This window comes from Chitinophaga filiformis (assembly GCF_023100805.1).
Lineage (GTDB): Bacteria > Bacteroidota > Bacteroidia > Chitinophagales > Chitinophagaceae > Chitinophaga > Chitinophaga filiformis_B.
On sequence record NZ_CP095855.1, the window covers coordinates 297,749 to 317,131 of the forward strand.

Here is a 19,383-nt window from a genome sequence, read left to right on the forward strand (position 1 = left end):
ATGAGGGTGAGGAAACAGCGTTACTATTCCCCTGCAAATCTTGCGGCTCTCTTTTGTACAAATGCCTCAGCGCCCTCCTGCAGGTCTTTTGTGGCGAAGCAGGCGCCGAACTCATTCAGTTCCACTTCATACCCATCCATGCTATGATCCAATGCCGCATTCGCACATTTAATAACACGGGCAACCGCCAGTGGTGCCCTGGTATGTATTTTCTGCAACAGTTCAGTAGATTTCAGCAGGAGGTCACCAGGCGCCACTACATAATTGACCAGTCCCCATTCCAGCGCTTCATCTGCACTGATCATGTCGCCCGTCATCATCATTTCCAGCGCCTTTCCCTTACCTACCAGGGCCGTAAGCCGTTGTGTACCGCCATAGCCAGGTATCAGTCCCAGGTTGACTTCCGGCTGTCCGAACCGCGCGTTAGTGGCCGCTATTCTGAAGTGGCAAGCCATTGCCAGCTCACATCCTCCACCCAGCGCGAAACCGTTCACAGCTGCGATAATCGGCTTCGGACTATCTTCAATACGTTTGAAGACCACTTGTCCTTTCTTAGCCAGTTCAGCGCCCTGCTGGTCTGACAAGGTCAGGAACTCAGAAATATCAGCACCTGCCACAAAAGCTTTCTCTCCTTTACCAGTAATGACTGCACTCTTAATCTCTTTATTTGAATATACCTCGTCTACCGCCAATGCCAGCTCTTTCATCACTTCCACATTCAATGCATTCATTTTGTCAGGGCGATTGATGTAAATAAAGAAGATATTATCGGTGAGTTCAGTTTTGATCGTATTGTACATGAGATCCGGGTTTTGTTGGAGGACTAATTTATCTCATTTTCAAACACAAACTGTGATATTATTTTGACATATCGACAAAACACCATATATAAACGAACCGGCAACCAATCTCTGAAGGCCAGGTATATAAATCCGCCTGCAGTAAGGATCCTGGGCTCACACCGGGATACGGGAGAACAAGCGGAGAAGAAGGGTCGAACAAGCAGAGAAGAAGCAACGAAGAAGTGACGACCAGGCAAGTTCAAAAAAAGAAAAAGAAAGGATTATTACGGGATGTTAAAATAATACAAGAGCACAGGAAAACGATAAAAAACAGGAATGACGAATAAACTGTTACACATCCATTAACATTATTCGTCATTCCTAAGATATGCCTTTTCAGGCATTATATCAACTATATTACTTATGTATCAGGATTTCTTTTCCCAACGTTTCTTATACCGTTCATGCTTTTCTTTCCAGTGCTTATGATCAGGGAATCTACCAAAATCGTAGCTGAGTGTTACAAAGAACAGTTTGGCATCCAGATCTTTATAAGGAGTGGCCGTACCGCCTACCAGTACTTCCTTATATTCTTTATTGAAGAAATTTTTAGGATAATACTGCACCTTCAGTCCAAAACCGGGGCTCATCCTTAATCCGGCAAACAGCGAAGGCATCAGCAGCGGAGTACGGTCGCTGAACCATTCGTTGAACTTTTCTTTTTTGTCGCCATGAATGAATTTCTTTTCCTTGTAATTGAATGCCAGGTCATAAGAACCACCCGCAAAAAAGAAAAAGGAACCTCTTCTGAGGTCACCGATCTTAAAGCCCAGGGGAATACCCAGCGTGTATACACGGCGTTTTAATTTTACCGAATCCCTGTCATCTTTTGTGATGAGCCCTATATTCTTGAGATTCAGGCCGGTGAAGATGCCGAAATGCTTGTTAAAATCGTAGTTCAGGTTATGGCCGACATTGAAAAAGAAGGTGAAGCGGGGAATGTTATGCACATGCTTGCCGGCATCTCTTATTTCGTCACTGAAAGATAACAGGGGACCGTCTCCGCCCCAGGTAACATAAGGCCGCCTGGCGGGATTGGCCCCGGCATACCTGCCAAATACCATTTCCTTCCATTCATGTTTGCTGGAATCGGATTTATTGTCCTGGGAAAAGGCGCTTAACTGCAACAAACAAAGCAGTGTCGGGATGAGGTAGCGTTTCCGTTTCATAAATCTTCTTATGTTTTAATTTGGGTTGTCTTATATATGCACCTAAGACGTCCGGGACGAAAAAAAGTTTCAAAACGGTGGTATTTTTTAAAAACTCCGGTGAGCAGCCACCCAATCAGTAATGTAAGTGGCAATATCCTCTGTGCGGGTACCGGGCGGGAACAGCTTTCCCACACCGATCTCATTCAGTTGTGACATATCTGTTTCCGGTATAATACCGCCACCTGTAAGCAATACATCATCCATCCCTTTTTCTTTCATAAGGGCCATAATACGTGGAAAAACCGTCATGTGTGCGCCTGACAGGATGCTGACACCAATGGCGTCCACATCTTCCTGGAGCGCGGCGCTGACCACCATTTCGGGGGTCTGTCGCAATCCGGTATAAATCACTTCCATACCGGCATCTCTCAGGGCTGCTGCAATCACCTTGGCGCCCCGGTCATGACCATCCAGTCCGACCTTAGCCACCAGCACACGTACGGGACGTTGTAGGGGGTTGACCATAATCTTCGGGTTGTTAAGGTTGTAAATATAAGTTTTTTGAGCAGTCTACCGCCCGATGCCCCCTTACTTCCTACTCGGGTCTGTGGACTTTTCACTACCTTTGCCGTCCGAAATATATAAAACTTTATGAGCGAAGAAAGGACCCTCAATTTTCTGGAACAGATCGTAGAAGAGGACATTGCCAACGGAGTAAATGGCGGCAGGGTGCTTACACGCTTCCCTCCGGAACCAAATGGCTACCTGCATATCGGGCATGCCAAATCCATTTGCCTCAACTTTGGCCTTGCACAGAAGTACAATGGTAAAACCAACCTCCGTTTTGACGATACCAATCCCGTTACGGAGGATACTGAATATGTGGATTCCATTAAGGCCGACATACAATGGCTGGGTTTCAACTGGGCCCAGGAACTGTATGCGTCCGACTATTTCGAACAGATATACAACTTCGCTGTACAACTGATAAAGAAAGGACTGGCATATGTAGATGACTCTACACCCGAGGAGATTGCCATTTCCAAAGGAACGCCTACCGAACCCGGTAAAGGTACTCCCTACCGCAACCGTAGTGTAGAGGAAAACCTTGACCTGTTCGAACGCATGCGTAAAGGGGAATTCAAGGACGGTGAAAAAGTATTACGGGCAAAGGTAGACCTGGCTTCTCCCAATATGCACATGCGCGATCCTATCATGTACCGTATCAAGCATGCACATCATCACCGCACCGGCGACAACTGGTGTATTTACCCGATGTATGACTTCGCCCACGGACAGAGCGATAGCATTGAAAATATCACCCATTCCGTTTGTACACTGGAGTTTATTCCGCACCGCCCGCTGTACAATTGGTTTATCGAGCAACTGGAGATATTCCCATCTCACCAGTACGAGTTTGCACGTTTAAATCTTACCTATACGGTGATGAGCAAACGTAAGCTGCTGCAGCTGGTAAATGAGAAGCATGTCAGCGGCTGGGACGATCCCCGTATGCCAACTATCAGCGGTCTGCGCCGCCGTGGTTATACACCTGCCAGTATCCGTGCATTCTGCGAACGTATCGGCGTACAGAAACGTGATAACATGATCGACGTGAGCCTGCTGGAATTCTGCATCCGCGAAGAGCTGAATAAAACAGCCAATCGCGTAATGGCGGTATTGGACCCGGTAAAACTGGTGATCACCAACTATCCTGCTGATCAGGTAGAAGAAATGACCGCCGAAAACAATCCGGAAGATCCCAATGCAGGTACCCGTACACTGCCTTTCAGCAACACACTCTACATTGAGCGTGAAGACTTTATGGAAGAGCCTCCCAAGAAGTTCTTCCGTCTTGGCCCCGGCCTGGTGGTGCGCTTGAAAAATGCCTACATCATTAAAGGTGAAGGCTTTGAGAAAGATGCTGACGGCAATATTACCACTATCTACGCCACTTATTTTCCTGAAAGCAAAAGCGGCGGAGATACTTCCGGACTGAATGTAAAAGGTACCATTCACTGGGTAAGCGCGGCACATGCTGCGACTGCAGAAGTAAGGCTCTATGATCGCCTGTTCAAAGTGGAAGATCCAAGCAATGAGGAAGGTGATTTCAAATCATATATCAACCCTGATTCTTTGCAGGTCATCCCGAATGCATACATCGAGCCAAGCCTGCTGAAGGCTAAACCGGGAGAACGCTTCCAGTTCCTGCGTAAAGGTTATTTCTGTGTAGATGCGGATAGTACTGCTCAAAAAGTGGTGTTTAACCGTACAGTGACGCTGAAAGATACGTGGGCGAAGGAGGCAAAGAAGGGGTAGTTAAGAAAGGTAGTATAAAATAGAAAAGAGAGGGGCATCGTTTTCTTTTCTATTTTATATCAGAAGACAATTCTTCACACTACAATAATCATAAGTAATAAAACAAGAAGAAGCCGCATCAAGTAATGCGGCTTCTTCTTGTTTTATTACTTATGACTGATCAGGCATTGATCGCATCCAATCCCTTCACAATCCTCGCAATCGTCTCATGTTTACCTAACACCTCAGCAATATTAAATACCGGAGGGCCAAACTTACCACCACACAACATAATACGGAAAGGCAATTGCAATTCACCCGGTTTGATATTCATGGAAGCTGCCAGGGTTTTGAAACTTTCTTCCAGTGATGTAGCTGTGAATTCGGCATGATCTTCTACTACGGCTGCCCAGTTACGGAAGAACTGTGTCTTATCGTCGTTCCATTTCGGTTTTACAGCTGCAATGTCATAGCTCTCAGGCTGCTGGAAGAAGAAGAAAGCGTGGTCCCAGATATCGTTCACGAAGTCGCAACGTTCCTTTACCAGACCCGCTATTTTCGCAACGTATTCAGGAGATGCGTTGATATTCTTTTCCTTCAGTACAGGTGCAAATAATTCCGCTAAACGGTTATTGTCCGCATGTAAAAGGTACTGGTGATTGAACCATTTTGCTTTTTCAAAATCGAATTTCGCACCTGCTTTATGCACACGCTCCAGGGAAAAACGCTGGATCAGTTCTTCCATTGTGAAGATCTCCTGACCGGAACCGTCATTCCATCCAAGCATTGCCAGCATATTCACAAATGCTTCCGGCAGAAAACCTCTTTCACGGAACCCTTTGGTCAATTCGTTCGTCTTAGGGTCTGTCCAGTTCATTGCATAAACCGGGAAACCGAGTCTGTCGCCATCACGTTTGCTCAGCTTACCGTTACCGTCTGGTTTCAGGATCAATGGCAGGTGTGCCCAGTTAGGCATCTGCGCTTCCCAGCCCAGGTATTTCCACAATAACAGGTGTACCGGTGCGGAAGGCAGCCATTCTTCCCCGCGGAAGGCGTGGGTGATCTTCATGAGGTAATCATCCACCACTACTGCGAGGTGATAGGTAGGCATCCCATCAGCTTTCAGCAGCACTTTATCGTCAACAGTGTTTGTATTGAACTGTACATGTCCACGGATCATATCAGTAAAGCCAACTTCCTCGTTCTGTGGCATTTTGATACGGATCACATGAGGAGTACCTTTCTCCAGCAGGCTGGCTGTTTCTTCAGCAGGCAGGCTGATGGAGTTACGCATCTGCTGGCGGGCAGCAGCGTTGTACTGCGGAGAAGGATTCTCGGCAGTTTTTAGTTTATTACGCATTTCCTCCAGCTCTTCGGGAGTATCGAAAGCATAGTAGGCATAACCATCTTTCACCAGCTGTTCTGCATACTGGCGGTATTGCGCTTTCCGCTCACTCTGGCGGTACGGCGCATAGGGGCCTCCTACATGCGGACCTTCATCAGCATTCAATCCGCACCAACGGAGACATTCTATGATATATTCTTCCGCGCCCTGCACATAACGGGTCTGATCCGTATCTTCTATCCTCAGCACAAATTCACCGTTATGCTGCCTGGCAAATAAATAATTGAATAAAACCGTGCGTACACCTCCGAGGTGCAGGCCACCTGTTGGACTGGGCGCAAAGCGTACCCTTACTTTCTGTTGTTGCATGCCGCAAAGGTAAAGAAAGATTTAGCTACCTTTATTTTTCAATCACAACATCCATGTTTTATCTTACGAAAACACCTGCACTGCTGAAAGCACTGTATAAAAGCTGTACCTGGAACTTTTCCCCGGCCAGGCCATCTGTATACCTCACATTTGATGACGGCCCACATCCCACAGCCACCCCTTTTATACTGGACCTGCTCCGTACGTATGAGGCAAAAGCCACTTTCTTCTGTATAGGGAAGAACGTTATTGAGCACCCCGAAATCTACCAGCGGATACTGGAGGAAGGGCACCATACCGGCAACCACACCCAGAACCACCTGAACGGCTGGAAAACGGGTACCGATAAATATATTGAGAACATCCTGGAAGCCCGCAAATACATTAATTCCCCCTTGTTCAGACCTCCTTATGGAAGGATTACCCCATTTCAGGTCAGGCACCTGAAAAAGGTGATCCCTAATGCGCAGGTTATCATGTGGGATGTATTAAGCGCTGACTTCGATACAGAGAGAAGCGGAGAAGAGTGTGTGCAGAATGTAGTATTCAAGTCAAAACCGGGCTCTATTATCGTGTTTCACGACAGTACCAAAGCCTGGGACCGGCTGGAGTATGCCTTACCACGTGTACTGGAGTATTTCAAAAAACAAAAGCTGAACATGGAGGCTATTCCTTATTGAAGGATGTCCTGAAATAGAAAAGCCCGGGTACAACAATACCCGGGCTTTTCTTATGAATTATTATTGCTTATTTAGGCAATACGATGCTTTTAACTTTGTCGCCCAGGTCGATAGTAGCCGAGTCATCACAGATACCATTACCGTAGTTCACAGTAGCAGTAACACCTTTTACAGTCACCAGCGCTTTACCTTTACCTATCCATGGACATTCCAGCTTTCTTTCCAGTGCATCTGCTTCATTTACAGTGATAGTAGCGGAAATTCCCAGGGGATACGTCAGAGAATCTGTACCGGTGATGCTGAAAATATCATCTGTCACATCGCCCATGGTAGCTGTACCGGAAGTCTGTGTGATGATAGTATTGCTGTTGAAGCCAACTATCACGGTATCCAGTTTCACAGTACCACCGGTTACTACGGAGCTGTATTTATATACGCTGCCGTTGCTCATGTTGGTGATAGTTTTGGTGCCCGTAACAGCGACGTTATTTACCATGTAGGTCAGTGGTTTGATAACGATCACGGAACCGGGATAGTAGAAATAACCGCTGTAAGTCACCTGGATATTACCTGCACGCACGCGGCCGGTATTATCAGCACAACCTGCACCAAATTTTATCAGCAAGGTTTTAGGCCACTGGTCTTGTGTTACGTCGTCGATGTCATATGAAAAACAGCTACCCAGTTTGGCAGCCAGTTCAGCCCTGTGTGCCTTACGGCCGGTTTCATTCAGGCTGGCATCAGCACCTACTTCCAGCGCAATGCCGAAGAGGTCGTCATATATTCCGCTTACGATTGCCTGGTCGGCAGCAGCAGTGATTGTTTGATTGTCACTTTTATTCGTGTCCGGTTTGGCAGTTTCAGTAGCCGATTTGGAACATGCAAAAAAAAGCGTTGCCATTACTAACAGGATAATTACTCCTGCGAAGATACGGTTAAAGCAAAAGTAGCTTTTCATAGAATAGTATAGTTTTAAATGAGGCTTTCCGGCCGTACTTTTGTACGGGCTACTAAAATATAAATATTATACAAATGTAATATTTTTACAAATCCAATAAAAAAATTTAATATCTGAGTAATGAACTGGATAGATACACATGCCCATTTATATGGGGAGGAGTTTTCGGCGGACAGGACGGTAATGGTGGAACGGGCGTTGGCGGCGGGCGTATCCAGGTTATACCTTCCCAATATCGATAGTACATCCATTGAGGGTATGCTGGCTTTAGAGGCGCAGTTTCCCGACAATTGCTTTGCCATGATGGGTGTGCATCCCTGTTATATCAATGAGAACGTGGAACGGGAGCTTTCCGTAGTTCGGGAATGGCTGTCAAAAAGACCATTTAAGGCGATCGGGGAGATCGGGCTTGATTTTTACTGGGACACCACCTACCGGGAACAGCAGTATCATGCTTTTCGCAGTCAGCTGGAGCTGGCCAGGGAATACAATCTGCCGGTAGCCATTCATAGCCGCGAAAGCACCCGGGAATGTATTGACGAAGTGAAAGCGTTACAGGACGGCCGCTTATCCGGCGTTTTCCATTGCTTTTCCGGCACCCTGGAAGAAGCGAAAGAGATCATTGACCTGGGTTTTTACCTGGGCATCGGCGGTGTGGTGACATTCAAAAAATCGGGACTGGATAAGATCCTTGAAGATATCGATCTGCAATACGTTGTACTGGAAACAGATGCGCCTTATCTGGCGCCGGTTCCCTATCGGGGCAAGAGAAATGAAAGCGCTTACATTCCATTGATCGGGGAAAAGATAGCAGATGTAAAAAATCTAAAAATAGCGGACGTCGCTGCAATGACCACAAACAACGCGCTTAAATTATTCAAAACCCACTAACCTTTTAGGCGGTACCTTTGCAGGCAATTTGGAACAGCAGCATCAATGAGTAAAATCCTGATTATTTATACAGGGGGCACAGTTGGGATGATCTATGACGAGAAAACCAAAGCCTTGCGTCCTATCGGGTTTAATGAGATACGTAACAATCTTCCGGAACTATACCGTATGGGGATTGATTTTTACGTGTACGCCTTCAATCCTCCCATCGATTCCTCCGACATGCAACCGGAGATCTGGGTAGAAATAGCATCTATCATAGAAGACCGGTACGACCGGTACGACGGATTCGTCATCTTACATGGTTCCGATACCATGTCTTTCACCGCTTCAGCACTGAGTTTTATGCTGGAGAACCTCTCAAAACCGGTTATTCTGACAGGATCACAGTTGCCTATCGGCAAGATCCGTACCGACGCCAAAGAGAACATTATTACTGCCATGGAAATTGCCGCCACCCGTCACAACGGACAGGTGGTAGTACCGGAAGTATGTATCTATTTTGACTTTGCCCTCTTCCGTGGCAACCGTTCCAAGAAGTATAATGCAGAAAAATTTGAAGCATTCTACTCCATGAACTATCCTCCGCTGGCAGAAGCAGGCATTGACATCAAATACAAGACACAAGTTGTATTGCCTGCTCCGGAAAAACCACTGAAAGTACATAAACACCTGGACGATAATGTAACCGTCCTCAAAATGTTCCCGGGTATCACCCGTAAAGCAGTGGAAGCAACACTCAATGTAAATGGCCTCCGCGGGGTGATATTGGAGACTTTTGGCAGCGGCAATACCAACACACAACCCTCGTTCATAGAAAGCCTTAAAAAGGCCATTGACAGGGGCGTAGTAATCGTGGATATCACCCAGTGTGACGGTGGCTCTGTGGAACTGGGTAAATATGAGACCAGCCAGCCCCTGCAGCAGATCGGAGTAATCAGTGGCCATGACATGACCTTCGAGGCGGCCATTACGAAACTGATGTTCGTACTGGGGCAAAACCTGGATCTCGAGGCTACCAAGGCAATGATCGAGACGCCGCTGAGGGGAGAACTGACGACAAATGCCAATGATTGGGAGGCGATATAAATTAATTTTTGGTAATCCGGGGGAAAAAGATATCTTTGCAACCCTGAAATAAAATTTCAATTCAACCGGAGAAGTGCAGGAGTGGTTGAACTGGCACGCCTGGAAAGTGTGTAAACTCGAAAGGGTTTCAAGGGTTCGAATCCCTTCTTCTCCGCTAAAGGGGACAAGTCATCAAAAAAATGACTGTCCCCTTTTTCGTTTCCTGTCCAATTCCTTTGCAGTCGTGCAATCCGGGCAAAAACAAAATTCACTTTTTCGGTTCGATATTGCCCTTTTTCGCGGTCATAGACAATTCCGTCAGGAAACACCAGTTTTTGTATTTCTAGCAGTTGAATGGTAAAGAAAGCACCCAATATGCTGCGTAGTGCAACTACGTCCTTTTCCTGGGGTTTGCCTGCAGCATTACCTGCAAAATCCGATGCAGTGTCATCTTATTGTAAGTGGCCATACCCTCGGCTTGCCTGGGATGAAAGATCGCCAGGACTGGGCAGATCACCGAGTACCGGTATACCACTTAACGCCTGCGGATTTGTTGCGAAGTATATCCCTGCAAGGTTCAATATCGTATCGGTTATCCCGCTGGACGTATTTTCTTTTTCTCCCTACAGCTGCTTGATGGTTTGCAGTAAACCATCCTGGTATTCTTCTGCATCCGGTAGCGTTCCATACATCCAGCTTGTTAAATTTACCTTGCTTATCACGTTCCGCTGCGATTGAATTTATCTGTTACAGGCTCCGACTACTAAAACGTTATTCAGTTAATAAATCCTGATATTCATGTAATAAGTATTGCTAATAACCTTCTAACATAAGAAATGTTAGTTTCAGGATCATACTATATTTGCAATGTACTTTATAACTATTGTGACATGAAGCTACAGTATATAGATCCTGTTTCTGCCGGCGAACTACACCTGACCATACACGAACAAAATTTCGACCGGTTATTCTTTCAGCGGGATCGTAAAGACAAATTTTTGACTATTGCATGGAATGATGGACCGGCCCAAACAGTAACAATAGATGGTGTTCAATACACTTTCCCCTCTCATACCATATTACCGATGATGGTGAATCAAACCTTTACTTTTGAAAATCCTGAACAGATCATCGCTTGGCAGTATAACCGGAACTTCTATTGCATTGTAGACCATGATAAAGAAGTAAGCTGTGTCGGCTTTTTATTTTATGGCTCTGCACAAATTATGTTCATTGCTTTAGATGAACAGCAGCAAAGAAAATTAAATCTTTTGCTTCAAGTATTTATAGATGAATTTGAAGACAAGGACGCCATACAGCGCGACATGCTGCAAATGATGCTTAAACGGCTTATCATAATCGTAACCCGGTTAGCTAAAAAACAATACTTAAATGAACAAGCCCTAACCGAAGATAAACTTGACATACTGCGCAAATTCAATTTAATGGTTGAAAATAACTACCGGAAACAACATACGGTGCAGTTTTACGCAGATCAACTTAATAAATCACCCAAAACACTGGCTAATTACTTCGCTTTATACAACCACAAATCCCCCCTTACAGTAATACAGGACAGGATCATACTGGAAGCCAAGCGCCTGCTGATGTATACGGATAAACCGGCCAAAGAAATTGCATATGATCTGGGTTACGATGATGCGGCTTACTTTAGTAATTTTTTCAAGAAACAAACCGGCTGCGCTCCGTCTGATTTCCGGAATACCAAAGCTTCCTTACTTTCCGGCGGGCAATAGTTACATGCCTGCGGGAATTCTCTCTATTCTTTAGCTTTTTGTGTCGCTGCACCTTTGTAGTGTTCAATCACAACATACCAAAGACATGAAAAAGTTAGAAAATAAAGTTGCCGTGATTACTGGTGGTAACAGCGGCATTGGTTTAGCAACCGCCCAATTATTTGCACGGCAAGGTGCCCGTGTTGTCATTACCGGCAGAAATCAGCAAACGTTGGACAGCGCAATAAGCCAGATAGGCTTTGATGCAATAGGCGTGGCTAGTAACACGGCTGATCTGACTCAAATAGATCAACTGTACCAGCAGGTATATCAAACTTTTGGAAAAATAGATATCCTGGCCATTAATGCAGGCGTTTATGTAACCGGACCATTAAGCGACTATACTGAAGCCATGTTCGACCAAACCAGTGATATCAATTTCAAGGGTGTTTTCTTCTCGGTGCAAAAAGCATTGCCTTACCTGAATGATGGCGCCTCCATTGTCCTGACAGGTTCAACTGTCAGTGATAAAGGCCTGCCCACTATTGCTGCCTATGCGGCTACAAAAGCAGCCGTCCGCTCACTAGCCCGTAGCTTTTCCGCAGAACTGCTGGAAAGGAAAATCCGTGTAAACGTGTTGTCTCCCGGCCCGGTTGATACACCCGTATTTGAAAGGAGTGGTGCCAGCCAGGAAGAAATTGCCGGTGCTAAAGCCTATATGGCACAAGCCACGCCCGTTAAGCGCATGGGTACTACGGAAGAGATGGCCCAGGCCTTTCTTTACCTCGCCTCAGACGACTCCAAATTTATGGTAGGTGGTGAACTATTGTTGGATGGCGGACTAAGAACTTTATAATCTGTAACAGCGCCTCCTGCCTAAAAGGCCTCTTTTATGCAAGGAGGCCTTTCTTTTTAATAGATTAAGCCTTACCAATCCCTTATTAAATACCTGGTCGAATTACAGTAAAGAGCGTATAGAAGAAAACTGCTTAAAGAAAATCACTGAAGAGAAGATTTTACATGCAGTCGGGAATTCTCTCTATTCATCGGCCCAGGCCTTAGCTGCACCTTTGTAAGGTCAAAAGACAATAACAAAAATCTAAATAATTAAATCATGAAAAATTTCCCGGTTCCAACCAAAGAACAAGTTTCTCCAGCCAATCAAACCATTTTCGAAAACCTCAATGGCATGGTAGGTTTTGTGCCAAACCTGTATGCCATCTTCGGTCACTCTGACACCGCTTTAAGCGATTACCTGGCTTTGCAAAACAGAAAATCATCTGTTCGTGCCAAAGAGCGTGAAGTAATCAATTTAGTGGTTAGCCAGGTTAATAACTGTTCTTATTGCTTAAGCGCTCATACGCAGTTAGCCAAAATGAACGGCTTTACCGATGAGCAGATTTTAGATATTCGCCGTGCAAACATCAGCTTCGACGTTAAGCTGGATGCATTAGCTAAACTGGTAAAAAGCGCTACAGAGAACCGAGGCCATGTAAGATCAGAAGTCCTAGAAAGTTTCTTCGCAGCTGGCTACACAGAAGCTAACCTGATAGACGTAGTCATCGTGATCGGCGATAAGATCATCACCAACTACCTGCATGCCTTAACTGATGTTCCGGTTGACTGGCCTTTAGCTCCTGAACTGGAAACTGCTACCGTTTAACAACACCGGGAAGTGGTTTTCAGCTCCCTTTTTTACCTTAATTATCTCTTCTGTTATTTCTAAAAACAAACCATACCGTGAACACTTACAACACTCCAGCATATTTTACCCGTTTTGAGCACCTGAATATGAGCCGTACCGTTAACGGTGTATTAACCGTTCGTTTTAACACTAACGGAGGCCCGATTATATTCACTGGTACTGACCACCGCGAATTCGTAGAGGCTTTCAGCCAGATTGCCCAGGACAGAGATAATAAAGTGGTCATTTTAACCGGTACAGGCGATGAATTTTTTGCACAGATAGACGGACCAAGTTTAGGCGATATCACTAATCCCCGCGATTGGGATAAGACCTGGTGGGAAGGCCAGCAATCCCTGCAGAACCTGACCAGCATTGGCGTACCGGTTATCTCGGCCGTTAACGGGCCCGCTATCGTACATTCTGAGTTTGCCCTGACTGCAGACATTATCCTGGCCAGCGAAAAAGCTTATTTCCAGGATTACCCGCACTTAACTTTCGGTATAGTTCCCGGAGATGGTATGCAAACTGTTTGGGCGCGAGCTTTAGGCGAGTACCGCAACAAGTACTTCCATTATACGCAACAAAAAATTACTGCTGCTGAGGCTAAAACATTAGGCGTAGTAGCGGAAGTATTGCCAGATAATAGTGCGCTGCTTGCCCGGGCAAATGAATTAGCAGAACAGCTACTTAGTATTCCCGAATTAACCCGTCGCCATATGCGTGCGATGTTTGTTGCACCACTTCGCAAAGCTTTATTAGAACAGGTAGGTTATGGTTTAGCCGTAGAAGGCATTACAGCTACAGACCTTAGAATTGCCACCGAAGAAAAAGCTAAACAAGAAAATAATACTTAACAAACATCCACAATGAACACACAACTTACAGATACCGTAACCTTAGCCACCGAACTGGCAGACTTTCAACAATCATGGAATGCCAAAGCCCCCGCAGGCCTGCAGGATAAATTTGAGAACGGGATAGAAGAAACTAAACCGTTAAACGATGCTGCTTTAAAGGTTGGCGATACAGCTCCCGATTTTGAACTGAACAATGCTTCGAACAAACAGGTGAAACTCTCTGCATTACTACAACAAGGTCCGGTAATACTGAGCTGGTACCGGGGCGGCTGGTGCCCGTATTGTAATATCCAGTTGCGCTATCTGCAAAGCTACTTGTCCCATTTTAAAGCTGCAGGCGCTGCGCTGGTTGCCTTGTCTCCTGAGCTACCCGACAAATCGTTGAGCACAACGGAGAAGAATAACCTGGCTTTTGAAGTGTTGACTGACTATAACAACGAGGTAGCACGCCAGTTCCGCATCGCTTTTACACTTAACGAAGAGTTGATCGAGATCTATGATGATTTCCACAAGCTGGAAAACTACAACGGTGTATCTACAAACGAACTGCCTGTACCGGCAACTTATGTAGTCGGCACAGATGGCGTGATCAAGTATGCCTTTGTAGACACAGATTATCGCAAGCGTGCAGAACCTGCAGAAATACTGGACGTACTTAAAAGCCTGTAACCATGTGGAACCTAAATAACAAAAGGATTCTGATCACAGGCGGCACTAAAGGTATTGGCCGGGCGGCCGTAATCGAAACGCTAAAGCTGGGGGCCCGGGTGCTATTTACCGCCAGGAACCAGGATGAAGTTGCATCCTTTCAACAGGAACTTCGGGACGCCCGGTTTTCGGCAACGGGACTGGTAAGTGATATTGCCGATGCGGCAAATCGTCAGGACATAATCAGTTGGGTTCGGGAGCATTGGGGTGCATTGGACGTACTGGTGAATAATGCCGGTATGAATATCCGTAAATCGACATTGGACTTTACACCGGAAGAATACCGGAAGATTTTAGCGGTAAATCTCATTGCACCTTTTGAACTTTCGCGTGGTTTACATGCTCTTCTCGCAAAAGGCCAACATCCCGCTATTATCAACGTGGCCTCTGTTGCCGGTTTTCTTGATGTGCAAACGGGTTCGCCGTATGCTATGTCGAAAGCAGCCTTAATCCAGCAAACAAAAAACCTGGCTGTGGAATGGGCAAAAGATAGGATCAGAGTAAATTCGCTTTCGCCTTGGTTCACTGAAACACCTCTTACCGAAGCATTGCTCCTAAACGAAACCAAAGTACATGAAGTGCTCAGCAGGACACCCTTAAAGCGAGTAGGCCGCGCTGAAGAAATGGCAACCATTATTGCTTTCCTGGCTATGGATACCTCCTCGTACATTACTGGTCAGAACATAATTGCCGATGGGGGCATGAGTGCGATGGCATTATTTAACGCGGTAGAATAGTGATAGTTGGCGCCTTCTGGATCCCGTCCAGTCTGCGAAGACCGGTCCGGTCCGCATCTGAGTAAAAGTGGGCATAATTGAGCAAAAGCGCGCTTGATTATGCCCATTTGCTTTTACACCGGCTAAGAGCAACTTCCGATGCCTCCAAGTAGTAAGCGCTTCCGTTTAAAACTATTCGAAACAAGCACCGCATAAGATATGTATACTAGCTTATGTACAAACTAACGACCTCAATGTATTTAATGGGTTAAAACGTAGTGGCGAGTAAAATGCCAATTGCCTTTTACTCTGATCAGTACATTTGCTCACACATGATCACCTTTCCACGATTTGTTTCGCAACTCGATAGATTTGTTCTAAATCCAGCGCAAATTGGTTCGATAATTGTCCCTCGCAGCCCGCAAGCTTTAAAGCCTTCAAGTCGAAAGATTTGGAGGCTTTTTTTATTTTGATAAATTGGGAATTGAGATCGGATTGGCAGAAACTCCTATAGCCTACCCTTATCCCATCTTAGGCGCTAGAGTTATATGTCTATAAACCGGGCATGTCGTTTTTGAAGTTTCGTTAATCTTAGGGGCTTGCTTAATAACATTCTCCAAAAAACTGCGATTAGCATCACCCCATTGGTTCATGGCGTCAATAATAGGCATCAACGACCAGCCGATCTCCGTAAGCGAATACTCCACTTTAGGCGGCACCTGCGGGTAGGTTTTCTTTTCTATCATGCCATGCCCCTCCAATTCTTTGAGTTGTACATTCAACACCCTGCGGGTGGCGCCGGGAAATAAGCGTAGTATCTCACTCGGACGCTTTACATCCATCGAAATAGCGCGGAGGATGGCTGGCTTCCATTTGCCATTCAGCACTTCCTTAGTAAGATGCAGTCCGCAATCTATTGTGAGGGGAGTCTTTCTTTCGTACATATGCTGCTCACTTTATTCAAAAATAGGGCATTGTATTTTAATTTCTCTATGGGATAAAATAATCCCTATAGTATTAGTTTTTCCCATATTGTAACACTGGGGTATATGCCCGAAGTTCGCTTTAAAAAAGCAATGGAAAATACAGTACAACCTTTGTTAGAGGAATATCAGATAGGCGATTTGAGATTGAAAAACCGGATAGTAATGGCTTCACTCACGCGTGGACGTGCCACCAATACAGGCCTGGTTCCTACACCATTGATGGCCAGGTATTATGCACAACGCGCTTCAGCAGGCTTGATTCTGAGCGAAGGTACCTGGGTGAATTCGAAGTCTATTGGTTTTATCAACGTGCCAGGCATTTATACGCAGGAACAGGTTGAAGGATGGAAACTGGTGACCCAGGCAGTACACAATAAAGGAGGATTAATCTTCTCTCAATTAGGGCATATTGGTGCTGCATCTCATCCGGATTTTTTTGATGGTGAATTACCCGCAGGCCCTTCCGCCATTAATCCACAAAACCATTCTTATACGCCCCAGGGGTTTAAAGATACACTAACGCCCCGCGCGTTCACCGTTGCTGAAATTAAACAAACTATACGGGATTACAGGCAGGCAGCTAAGAATGCCAAAGAAGCAGGATTTGATGGTGTTGAAGTACATGCACAGGCTGGCATGTTAATTCCGCAGTTTTTGAGCATGGCTACTAATCATCGCACCGATGAGTATGGCGGAAGTATTGAAAATCGTGCGCGTATTATATTTGAAATACTGGATGCCATCTTAGAAGTATGGGAAAGCACAAGGCTAGCCATCAAGTTTGCACCGGTCGCATACAGCCATGTAGGCATCGTGACGCCGGACGAAGAAACCATCCCTATGTTCCAGTACATCCTTAAAAAACTGAACGATTATAATCTCGCTTTCCTGCACATTGTCGGGCCTGCAGAGACATTAACAGGTACACCGGTAGAAGCATTGCAGGATAATTACTTCAGTCATTTCCGCTATCACTACAGCGGCAGGTTGATGGCTAATCTGGGCTTTACGCAGGAAAGCGGGAACGCCATCCTGAAAGAAGGCATAGCCGACCTCGTATCTTTTGGCGCACCGTTCATTGCCAACCCCGATTTGCCAGTCCGCTTCAAATATAATTTGCCATTATCAGAAATCAACCAGGATACTTTGTACAGTGGGGATGAAAATGGATATACCGATTATTCTGAGGCGGTGTTTTAATAAAGCCAAAAAGCCTTCAAATCAAAAGATTCGGAGCCTTTTTGGGCCATCGCAAAGTAAAAGGGGACAGTCATTTTTGATGACTTGTCCCCCTTTACTTTGCGACAACCCAAATCTAAACTTCCTTTATTCAGAGATGTGCTTGCGTGGGATCGCCTCTATTTCAATACTTTTGCATTCAACAAATGAATATAAGAATGAACGCTAAATCGCACATATTGGCCCTGGCATTATTGGCAATGTTAATGTCTGGCACAATAACTTACGCTCAGCACAGCAGTGATCAGATAGCAGCCGTTACTCCCTGCGATTCAACGCTGCCGGCCAATTTATTAAACAGCGAAAGAATTGAGAAAAAGTTTGGCGCATACGGTATTGACGTACTTTACAATAGTGCTGATTTAAGGGTGTCTAACCTATACGATGGCAAGAAAATAACACGAACACTGGCCATCGTGAATTATCCGGAAACTATTGACAGTTCCTTTTCAAAAGAACATCAGCAAGTCGTAAACGGAGGGTCCATAGGAAGTACCTTCAAAACCGGAGGATGGAAAATTGTGAAAAAGACGATCTATCTGGGAGAGCTATCCCCTTCTGCTGAATACAAAGCGCTATATAAATTAATGGGGAACATTACTCCTCAAAAATTGTCTATATGGATGTATGTTTTTTACATTCAGAAGAACGGTAGCGAATATCCGTATGTGACCATATCGGAAATTTACCATCCTGATTACCTGTCATTGGCAGACCTCATGTGTATCAATAAAGATGCTGAGGCACATTTAAAGCAAACAAATGCTGTCACCCGCAAGTTGAAAACAGTAAAGAAATTAATGAAGTTAAAATTCATTGCAGACAGATAACCAATACTACTGCTGACTGTTCAGTAAGTACTTTCCATCAACAACAATAACCAACCATAATGATGCCTCACCGCTCCTGCCAAAACCTGGGTAATCAGGGGCTATCAGGTGATATTTGTCTGATAAATCCTTCATGAGATCACTGAACATATGCGATGCGGATGAATAACCATGCAAGAGGAAAATGACCGGCGCATTTTTAGTCCCGCTTCGTGGTAAAAAATATCGACTCCTTTTATATCAATAAAATTATAGGTGCATTGATTTTTCGTTGTGGAACTAATTTTATCCTGGAATAAAACGGCTTATTAACTCAGCGACAAATCCATGATGCTCCTCAAGTAGAAAATGCCCCCCTTCAATCTGAATTATTTCCGCATTGGGTAGATCCTTTCCATAGGCATTCCCTCCGGCTGCTATAAACATGGGATCGTTTTTCCCCCATACGACCAATGTCTTCGGTTGATGTGCTTTAAAATACTCATGCCATTTCCCGTACAGGGCAAGATTACTTCCATAATCCCGGAAAAGAGCGAGTTGTATTTCGTCATTCCCAGCCCGGTCAAGATAATATTGATCAGTTATATAGCTATCCGGACTTATACGGGTTTCATCTCCAGCGCCATTCAGATATAGCCACTTAGTAGCCGCTAATGTCAGAAAAACACGGGCGGCTTCCTCATGTTCGGCATCCGGTTTTTGAATATAGGTGACCAGAGGTTCCAATGCCTGCCCTAAACCTTCCTGATATGCATTCGCATTTTGTATGATAAGTGCCCCGATCAATTCAGGGCGACGGCTGGCGATCCTCAGCCCTATAGGACCACCATAATCCTGCATATACAGGTTGATATTCCGAAGTTGCAGGCGATCAATAAATCGTTCAATAATCACCGATAAATTATCAAACGTATATGAAAACTCCCGCACGTCAGGAGCGCTGCTTTGCCCGAACCCGGGATAGTCGGGAGCAAGAATATGATATGTACCCGACAGATGAGCAATAAGGTCCCTGTACATGT

The 19,383-nt window shown here is 45.3% G+C and carries 20 protein-coding genes and 1 tRNA gene; 13 read left to right on the forward strand and 8 right to left on the reverse strand.

Annotated features, from left to right (window positions below):
* Nucleotides 1–23: 23 nt before the first annotated feature.
* The 3 genes from MYF79_RS01265 to MYF79_RS01275 form a co-directional block, all read right to left on the reverse strand.
* On the reverse strand, nt 24–800 hold the full coding sequence (locus tag MYF79_RS01265; protein ID WP_247812178.1) for an enoyl-CoA hydratase/isomerase family protein: 777 nt from the start codon (nt 798–800) through the stop codon (nt 24–26).
* Nucleotides 801–1,210: 410 nt separating this feature from the next.
* Nucleotides 1,211–2,011 carry an outer membrane beta-barrel protein gene (locus MYF79_RS01270; RefSeq protein WP_247812179.1) on the reverse strand — a complete coding sequence of 267 codons (801 nt, stop codon included), beginning with the start codon at nt 2,009–2,011 and terminating at the stop codon, nt 1,211–1,213.
* A gap of 87 nt (nt 2,012–2,098) precedes the next feature.
* Nucleotides 2,099–2,518, reverse strand: coding sequence for a cobalamin B12-binding domain-containing protein (locus MYF79_RS01275; RefSeq protein ID WP_247812180.1), 420 nt, complete (start codon nt 2,516–2,518; stop codon nt 2,099–2,101).
* A gap of 126 nt (nt 2,519–2,644) precedes the next feature.
* Here MYF79_RS01275 and MYF79_RS01280 point away from each other — a divergent pair, with 126 nt between their 5' ends.
* Nucleotides 2,645–4,312, forward strand: a complete 1,668-nt coding sequence (locus MYF79_RS01280) for a glutamine--tRNA ligase/YqeY domain fusion protein (protein ID WP_247812181.1) — start codon at nt 2,645–2,647, stop codon at nt 4,310–4,312.
* 160 nt (nt 4,313–4,472) lie between these two features.
* Here MYF79_RS01280 and gltX read toward each other — a convergent pair whose 3' ends face one another.
* The gene (gltX, locus tag MYF79_RS01285) at nt 4,473–6,005 is read right to left on the reverse strand and encodes a glutamate--tRNA ligase (protein ID WP_247812182.1); all 1,533 of its coding nucleotides are present in this window, start codon (nt 6,003–6,005) and stop codon (nt 4,473–4,475) included.
* 53 nt (nt 6,006–6,058) lie between these two features.
* On the opposite strand from gltX, the gene MYF79_RS01290 reads away from it, so the two are divergent.
* Nucleotides 6,059–6,685, forward strand: a complete 627-nt coding sequence (locus MYF79_RS01290) for a polysaccharide deacetylase family protein (RefSeq protein ID WP_247812183.1) — start codon at nt 6,059–6,061, stop codon at nt 6,683–6,685.
* 67 nt (nt 6,686–6,752) lie between these two features.
* Here MYF79_RS01290 and MYF79_RS01295 read toward each other — a convergent pair whose 3' ends face one another.
* Nucleotides 6,753–7,643 carry a hypothetical protein gene (locus MYF79_RS01295; protein ID WP_247812185.1) on the reverse strand — a complete coding sequence of 297 codons (891 nt, stop codon included), beginning with the start codon at nt 7,641–7,643 and terminating at the stop codon, nt 6,753–6,755.
* Nucleotides 7,644–7,763: 120 nt separating this feature from the next.
* Between MYF79_RS01295 and MYF79_RS01300 the strand changes: the two genes are divergently transcribed.
* The 9 genes from MYF79_RS01300 (at nt 7,764) to MYF79_RS01340 (ending at nt 15,327) form a co-directional block, all read left to right on the forward strand.
* Nucleotides 7,764–8,534, forward strand: a complete 771-nt coding sequence (locus tag MYF79_RS01300; RefSeq protein ID WP_247812186.1) for a TatD family hydrolase — start codon at nt 7,764–7,766, stop codon at nt 8,532–8,534.
* Between the two features lie 45 nt (nt 8,535–8,579).
* Complete coding sequence (locus MYF79_RS01305) at nt 8,580–9,623, forward strand: asparaginase (protein ID WP_247812187.1); 1,044 nt, start codon at nt 8,580–8,582, stop codon at nt 9,621–9,623.
* Nucleotides 9,624–9,690: 67 nt separating this feature from the next.
* A tRNA-Ser gene (locus MYF79_RS01310) sits at nt 9,691–9,777 on the forward strand.
* A gap of 715 nt (nt 9,778–10,492) precedes the next feature.
* Nucleotides 10,493–11,359, forward strand: coding sequence for a helix-turn-helix domain-containing protein (locus MYF79_RS01315; protein WP_247812188.1), 867 nt, complete (start codon nt 10,493–10,495; stop codon nt 11,357–11,359).
* A gap of 85 nt (nt 11,360–11,444) precedes the next feature.
* Nucleotides 11,445–12,194: an SDR family oxidoreductase gene (locus MYF79_RS01320; RefSeq protein WP_247812189.1), complete on the forward strand. Its 750-nt coding sequence runs from the start codon at nt 11,445–11,447 to the stop codon at nt 12,192–12,194.
* A gap of 258 nt (nt 12,195–12,452) precedes the next feature.
* Nucleotides 12,453–13,001 carry a carboxymuconolactone decarboxylase family protein gene (locus MYF79_RS01325; RefSeq protein ID WP_247812190.1) on the forward strand — a complete coding sequence of 183 codons (549 nt, stop codon included), beginning with the start codon at nt 12,453–12,455 and terminating at the stop codon, nt 12,999–13,001.
* A gap of 77 nt (nt 13,002–13,078) precedes the next feature.
* Nucleotides 13,079–13,879, forward strand: coding sequence for an enoyl-CoA hydratase/isomerase family protein (locus tag MYF79_RS01330; RefSeq protein ID WP_247812191.1), 801 nt, complete (start codon nt 13,079–13,081; stop codon nt 13,877–13,879).
* Between the two features lie 12 nt (nt 13,880–13,891).
* On the forward strand, nt 13,892–14,551 hold the full coding sequence (locus MYF79_RS01335; RefSeq protein WP_247812192.1) for a peroxiredoxin-like family protein: 660 nt from the start codon (nt 13,892–13,894) through the stop codon (nt 14,549–14,551).
* A gap of 2 nt (nt 14,552–14,553) precedes the next feature.
* The gene (locus MYF79_RS01340) at nt 14,554–15,327 is read left to right on the forward strand and encodes an SDR family oxidoreductase (RefSeq protein ID WP_247812193.1); all 774 of its coding nucleotides are present in this window, start codon (nt 14,554–14,556) and stop codon (nt 15,325–15,327) included.
* 500 nt (nt 15,328–15,827) lie between these two features.
* On the opposite strand, the gene MYF79_RS01345 is transcribed toward MYF79_RS01340, so the two are convergent.
* Complete coding sequence (locus MYF79_RS01345) at nt 15,828–16,250, reverse strand: winged helix-turn-helix transcriptional regulator (RefSeq protein WP_247812194.1); 423 nt, start codon at nt 16,248–16,250, stop codon at nt 15,828–15,830.
* A 204-nt stretch (nt 16,251–16,454) separates the two neighbouring features.
* On the opposite strand from MYF79_RS01345, the gene MYF79_RS01350 reads away from it, so the two are divergent.
* Together MYF79_RS01350 and MYF79_RS01355 are read left to right on the forward strand one after the other, a co-directional pair.
* Nucleotides 16,455–17,492 (forward strand): alkene reductase, encoded by a 1,038-nt coding sequence (locus MYF79_RS01350; RefSeq protein WP_247812195.1) that lies wholly within the window; start codon nt 16,455–16,457, stop codon nt 17,490–17,492.
* A gap of 197 nt (nt 17,493–17,689) precedes the next feature.
* Nucleotides 17,690–18,361: a hypothetical protein gene (locus MYF79_RS01355; RefSeq protein WP_247812196.1), complete on the forward strand. Its 672-nt coding sequence runs from the start codon at nt 17,690–17,692 to the stop codon at nt 18,359–18,361.
* Between the two features lie 6 nt (nt 18,362–18,367).
* Here MYF79_RS01355 and MYF79_RS01360 read toward each other — a convergent pair whose 3' ends face one another.
* The gene (locus MYF79_RS01360; RefSeq protein ID WP_317233103.1) at nt 18,368–18,511 is read right to left on the reverse strand and encodes a hypothetical protein; all 144 of its coding nucleotides are present in this window, start codon (nt 18,509–18,511) and stop codon (nt 18,368–18,370) included.
* A gap of 135 nt (nt 18,512–18,646) precedes the next feature.
* Nucleotides 18,647–19,381: an alpha/beta fold hydrolase gene (locus tag MYF79_RS01365; protein WP_247812198.1), complete on the reverse strand. Its 735-nt coding sequence runs from the start codon at nt 19,379–19,381 to the stop codon at nt 18,647–18,649.
* Nucleotides 19,382–19,383: the final 2 nt, after the last annotated feature.

Bases quoted from the DNA above. Each gene is read 5' to 3' on its own strand.
- MYF79_RS01265 (WP_247812178.1), bottom strand. From the start codon at position 800: ATGTACAATACGATCAAAACTGAACTCACCGATAATATCTTCTTTATT.
- MYF79_RS01270 (WP_247812179.1), bottom strand. From the start codon at position 2,011: ATGAAACGGAAACGCTACCTCATCCCGACACTGCTTTGTTTGTTGCAG.
- MYF79_RS01275 (WP_247812180.1), bottom strand. From the start codon at position 2,518: ATGGTCAACCCCCTACAACGTCCCGTACGTGTGCTGGTGGCTAAGGTC.
- MYF79_RS01280 (WP_247812181.1), top strand. From the start codon at position 2,645: ATGAGCGAAGAAAGGACCCTCAATTTTCTGGAACAGATCGTAGAAGAG.
- gltX (WP_247812182.1), bottom strand. From the start codon at position 6,005: ATGCAACAACAGAAAGTAAGGGTACGCTTTGCGCCCAGTCCAACAGGT.
- MYF79_RS01290 (WP_247812183.1), top strand. From the start codon at position 6,059: ATGTTTTATCTTACGAAAACACCTGCACTGCTGAAAGCACTGTATAAA.
- MYF79_RS01295 (WP_247812185.1), bottom strand. From the start codon at position 7,643: ATGAAAAGCTACTTTTGCTTTAACCGTATCTTCGCAGGAGTAATTATC.
- MYF79_RS01300 (WP_247812186.1), top strand. From the start codon at position 7,764: ATGAACTGGATAGATACACATGCCCATTTATATGGGGAGGAGTTTTCG.
- MYF79_RS01305 (WP_247812187.1), top strand. From the start codon at position 8,580: ATGAGTAAAATCCTGATTATTTATACAGGGGGCACAGTTGGGATGATC.
- MYF79_RS01315 (WP_247812188.1), top strand. From the start codon at position 10,493: ATGAAGCTACAGTATATAGATCCTGTTTCTGCCGGCGAACTACACCTG.
- MYF79_RS01320 (WP_247812189.1), top strand. From the start codon at position 11,445: ATGAAAAAGTTAGAAAATAAAGTTGCCGTGATTACTGGTGGTAACAGC.
- MYF79_RS01325 (WP_247812190.1), top strand. From the start codon at position 12,453: ATGAAAAATTTCCCGGTTCCAACCAAAGAACAAGTTTCTCCAGCCAAT.
- MYF79_RS01335 (WP_247812192.1), top strand. From the start codon at position 13,892: ATGAACACACAACTTACAGATACCGTAACCTTAGCCACCGAACTGGCA.
- MYF79_RS01340 (WP_247812193.1), top strand. From the start codon at position 14,554: ATGTGGAACCTAAATAACAAAAGGATTCTGATCACAGGCGGCACTAAA.
- MYF79_RS01345 (WP_247812194.1), bottom strand. From the start codon at position 16,250: ATGTACGAAAGAAAGACTCCCCTCACAATAGATTGCGGACTGCATCTT.
- MYF79_RS01350 (WP_247812195.1), top strand. From the start codon at position 16,455: ATGGCTTCACTCACGCGTGGACGTGCCACCAATACAGGCCTGGTTCCT.
- MYF79_RS01355 (WP_247812196.1), top strand. From the start codon at position 17,690: ATGAACGCTAAATCGCACATATTGGCCCTGGCATTATTGGCAATGTTA.
- MYF79_RS01360 (WP_317233103.1), bottom strand. From the start codon at position 18,511: ATGTTCAGTGATCTCATGAAGGATTTATCAGACAAATATCACCTGATA.
- MYF79_RS01365 (WP_247812198.1), bottom strand. From the start codon at position 19,381: ATGTACAGGGACCTTATTGCTCATCTGTCGGGTACATATCATATTCTT.